The sequence below is a fragment of the Desulfosporosinus sp. I2 genome, assembly GCF_000960765.1.
GTDB lineage: Bacteria > Bacillota > Desulfitobacteriia > Desulfitobacteriales > Desulfitobacteriaceae > Desulfosporosinus.
In genome coordinates this window covers 1-4,015 of record NZ_JYNH01000232.1, presented here as the reverse complement: position 1 = coordinate 4,015, position 4,015 = coordinate 1, and the positions used below count along the sequence as shown (strand labels likewise).

The 4,015-nt window shown below is 32.9% G+C and carries 2 protein-coding genes; both read left to right on the top strand.

Annotated features, from left to right (window positions below; all coding sequences use genetic code 11):
• Positions 1-257: 257 nt before the first annotated feature.
• Entirely contained in the window at positions 258-1,124 is an 867-nt protein-coding gene (locus tag UF75_RS24950; RefSeq protein WP_045577221.1) for a hypothetical protein, read from the top strand.
• A gap of 282 nt (positions 1,125-1,406) precedes the next feature.
• A complete protein-coding gene (locus UF75_RS24945; protein ID WP_045577220.1) occupies positions 1,407-3,419 on the top strand; it encodes a DUF262 domain-containing protein in 2,013 nt (670 codons plus the stop codon).
• Positions 3,420-4,015 lie beyond the last annotated feature (596 nt).

Below are 4,015 nucleotides of genomic sequence, written 5' to 3'. Positions count from 1 at the left end.
AAATGGGACGAGAATTTAGTCAATTTGTTAGACGATTTTGATGTGGAGTAATCACTAAGATGTTAATGTTTGAAAAAATAAGTCGGATTTCCACTAGTCTTAAAACCGCATTCCAAAATATCTACGCTTTCATGCGAGGGATATTTGGAGATGATTTTGTAGCCATTTTGTTTTGGACTTCGCTCCCTTGGTCGAGGCACTCGATGTTGACGAAGCAACTGGTATTACTCTAAAAGAAATAGCAAAGGAGAATATTAATGGATAATATTAAGCAAATAGCCATAGCAAATATTTGTCGGTTGTTATCAGATGTGTTTGATTATAAGGAAGACGATAAATGGTCAAAAATATTTAAGTGTGCGGGACAAAGGGAATATTATTCAAAATATTCAAAGTACCTAAACCCATATTGGTATAATGGAAAATGGCAGAATATAGATTCAGAATATAGTCCTTTCTTTGTTTTGGATGAAGTATTGAGTGAATTGTATGATAATAAAAAAATTAGCGAAATGGCATTACTTTTAAAATATATAGTATCAGAAATTACACCATATTTGGTCGAGAACAAAGACATAGAATTTATAGAGCTTAATTATTATTTTAATATACTGGGTTATAATTTAACCTATGAAAATCAAAAGTGTATTTTAAAATCATATAGTGATGGTGCGGTTGAAAGGATAATGGATATTTCGGAAATGAACAGTTGGCTAGACAATTATTTTAGTAAAGCATCCTTGGCGTATACTAATGCAATTAACGCATATGCACGAGGTGAGTGGGGGCCATGCATTGGTGAATGCAGAGTAGCATTAACTGGATTTTTCTCATATTTTAAGGAGACAGAAAAATGGTTTAGTGGGATTCTTAAAGTAACTAAAGATTCAGTGAACACTGCTGATTTCAAACAAGTTAATAAAATTTTTCAGGATAGTAACGACGGTGAATATACTAGATTTAAAGCTATATATCGAATTTATTCTATGTTATCAGATTTAGGAACGCATAGACTCGAAGGAGTAATTGAAATTCCTACTCAGCAAGATGCTTTGATGTCGTTGCGAATGGTTGAGGATATACTTATATGGGCAAAAATGAGTAATTTAGAACTTCTTATTTAAAATTGATAATGATATGTAAAGGTGAGACCAAGTGATTTACTTAGCCACACAGTATATAAAAGAACGAAATGAAATGGTTTGTTGATATTGTAACTAATAATGAGTGTTCCTGAGTATATTTATGAGTTTCATGAGTAACATGACATGATATCACTATATATATTTGCCACCTTCATCAAGTGCATTAAAGAATATTTTAACATATAGTTGGAAATCAACAGAAGTGACTTTAGCTAGCTTAGTTATAAGCTTTTTTAGAATTAATGTAATGGAGGTGGGAGAATGGAAGATGCTCAAAACTCAGAGTCAATGAAAAATATGATGGATTCAATAGATAAAAAAAGAGTAATGCTTCCCGAGTTCCAGAGAGATTTCGTGTGGGAAATGGGTAAGACCTACGATTTATTTGACTCTTTAGTAAGAGATATCTTCGTAGGGTCAATTATTTACGGTATTCCATCTTTTGAAGTTACAGTTAGAGAAATTGATAACCGACCGCGAAAGATGAGTGGAAAAAAGAGAAAAAGCCTAGAGTTATTCTCGTATAGCAAGGGAGAGGTAGGTACCAAGGTTGATGTTGAACATTTCCGTCTAATTTTGGACGGACAACAAAGAATAACCTCCTTATACAGAGCTATCAAAGGTACCGATGAGGTATGGTGTATTATAAAAAACGAGGATGAACTTTTGGACTTAATAGAAAATAAAGAGTTTAAAGAAATGGCATTGGAGGAAGTCCTTCGAGAATTTTCTGGGCAACAAGATTCAAACAGATTGTCACTAAAAATCTCGGATATATATTTTATCATGGAGAGCGATTTATTCGAAGATGAGATTCGTCAGAAATTCTATAACGATTTATTATTCGTTAAGGGTAAGGGAGAAGAAGAAAAAAGAATTTATTTCAGACGTTATCTGATATTTGCAAAGAAATTGCAAGACCTCTTTAAAGCTGAAAAACTTATTTCGTATTATCTATTAAATATGAGCTCCGAAAAATTTGCATTGTTTTTCGAAAGAAGTAATAGCAAAGGAATACAGCTAAATTTCATTGATATACTTTGTGCAAAACTGTATGCGGGCTTTAACTTAAGGAAAAAAGTCGAAGAGTTTGAACAATTTAATGGAGATAAATATAAACTGGACCGTGAAACGATTGTTAGGACAATATCTTACATAGTGAGTCATGGTAAAAATGTAGATAAAAGTTATATCCTTGCAACTTTAAATTATGAGGATTTCAACAATTATTGGGATGAGTTATGCGAACTATATAAAAAAGCTTTGAACTTTCTTTATGATAACTTATATATTATCTCGCAATCCTGGATGCCTTATTTTAACATGATAATACCGATTACTATTTTTCTGCGAAATTTACCTAGTAAAGATTTCTCCCAAATGACCGAAAAACAGAGAACATTTTTGAACTTCTGGTATTGGTCATCTGTTTTTTCACAGCGGTATGGAGGGGGAACAAACGAAGTAATAGTCAATGACTGCACAGTGCTTGAGTTAATTGCTATGGAGAAGAAGGTTACTGACAAGTCTTATTTCACCAAACTTAGAGCCCAAATTGAAGTTGAAGATATATATTCCCTCTCAAAAAATAGTTCCATTTACAAGGGAATTCTTAATCTAATCAATTTTACTTCTGGTGGTCTTAAGGATTGGAATAATTCAATGCGTATAACATTTAACTCCAAATTAGAGGACCATCATGTATTCCCACGTGAGTTTTTAAAGGAACAACTGGGTGATGATAGCGACGAGTTAATGGACTGTGTTGCAAATAAGGTATTAATACCTAAAATTCTCAATATTAAGATTGGCAAAAAAGGTCCATCAACTTATTTGAAAGAAATTTCTTTGAAAAATGCTTTGCTACGTGAAAGTTTGAATTCTCATTTGCTACCAGAGGATTTAATTGAAGGTGCATTTGATGATTTCTTTGAGGTTTTCGTCGAAGATAGAGCTAAAGAAATGGTTAGAATTGTAAAAGAGACTGTGGTTGATAAACGTGATTTAATTATAAATTCCTACTATGAGCAAGTTAAAAAGAAAAGTATATCCTTTTCTGTTTTTGCATTTTATAGGAACAAAAAGGTGGAGGCAACATTTAATTCTGATTCTCAAGAGATTTTATACAAAGGTGCTAAATACTCTGTTTCGGGTTCTGTTAACAAGGCTAAACAAGATTTAAGCGGTAAAGAAAGTACCTCAACTAATGGATGGAAATTTTGGAGATACATTAATGATGACAATCAGGAACGTTATATTGATGAATTAAGATAATTATTAACATCTGCTTGTCTTTCATCAAATGGCAAACTGTTATTCCCGACTACAGTAAGGGACATTGTGGAATGCGGTGTGAGGTTGGGTTTGGCCCCTTTAACATTAGTGTTAAAGGGTGGAATTTAGCATACAACCTGTGAACATAAGGGGCTTAGGTATCTAGAAAATCAGAAAATCCACTAGGAACAAATTTAAGTGCTTTTATTTTAATGATATTAACAAAAAGTCAAAAAGAATTTTTGCAGAAGTAGCCTTCCTAGTAAAGAATTCGAGAATGGGGGGCCATTTAGAGATTTATTTGAGATGACATCAAGAGAAGCTAAAAAAGATATAAGATTGAAACCAGTGGTCGGTTAACTTATTTTGATTATTTGCAAGAAAATTTGACGTAATTCCCACAACCTATTTTCACAATTGGCTATATATTAATGAATATGTTAGTGGCTCAACTAGCAACAGGGTGGCTCATTTTCAGCGAGACCGTGGCTCAGTACAGAGGGAGTTGACGGCTCTGATATACCAAAATATTCATATTAAATCTTTGAATATGCACAAAGATTCGACAGATGAACTTTTCGCTTATGACTCTTTTA

What these genes read in the sequence shown, in the direction of transcription:
- UF75_RS24950 (WP_045577221.1), top strand. Translation starts at nt 258, where the DNA reads ATGGATAATATTAAGCAAATAGCCATAGCAAATATTTGTCGGTTGTTA.
- UF75_RS24945 (WP_045577220.1), top strand. Translation starts at nt 1,407, where the DNA reads ATGGAAGATGCTCAAAACTCAGAGTCAATGAAAAATATGATGGATTCA.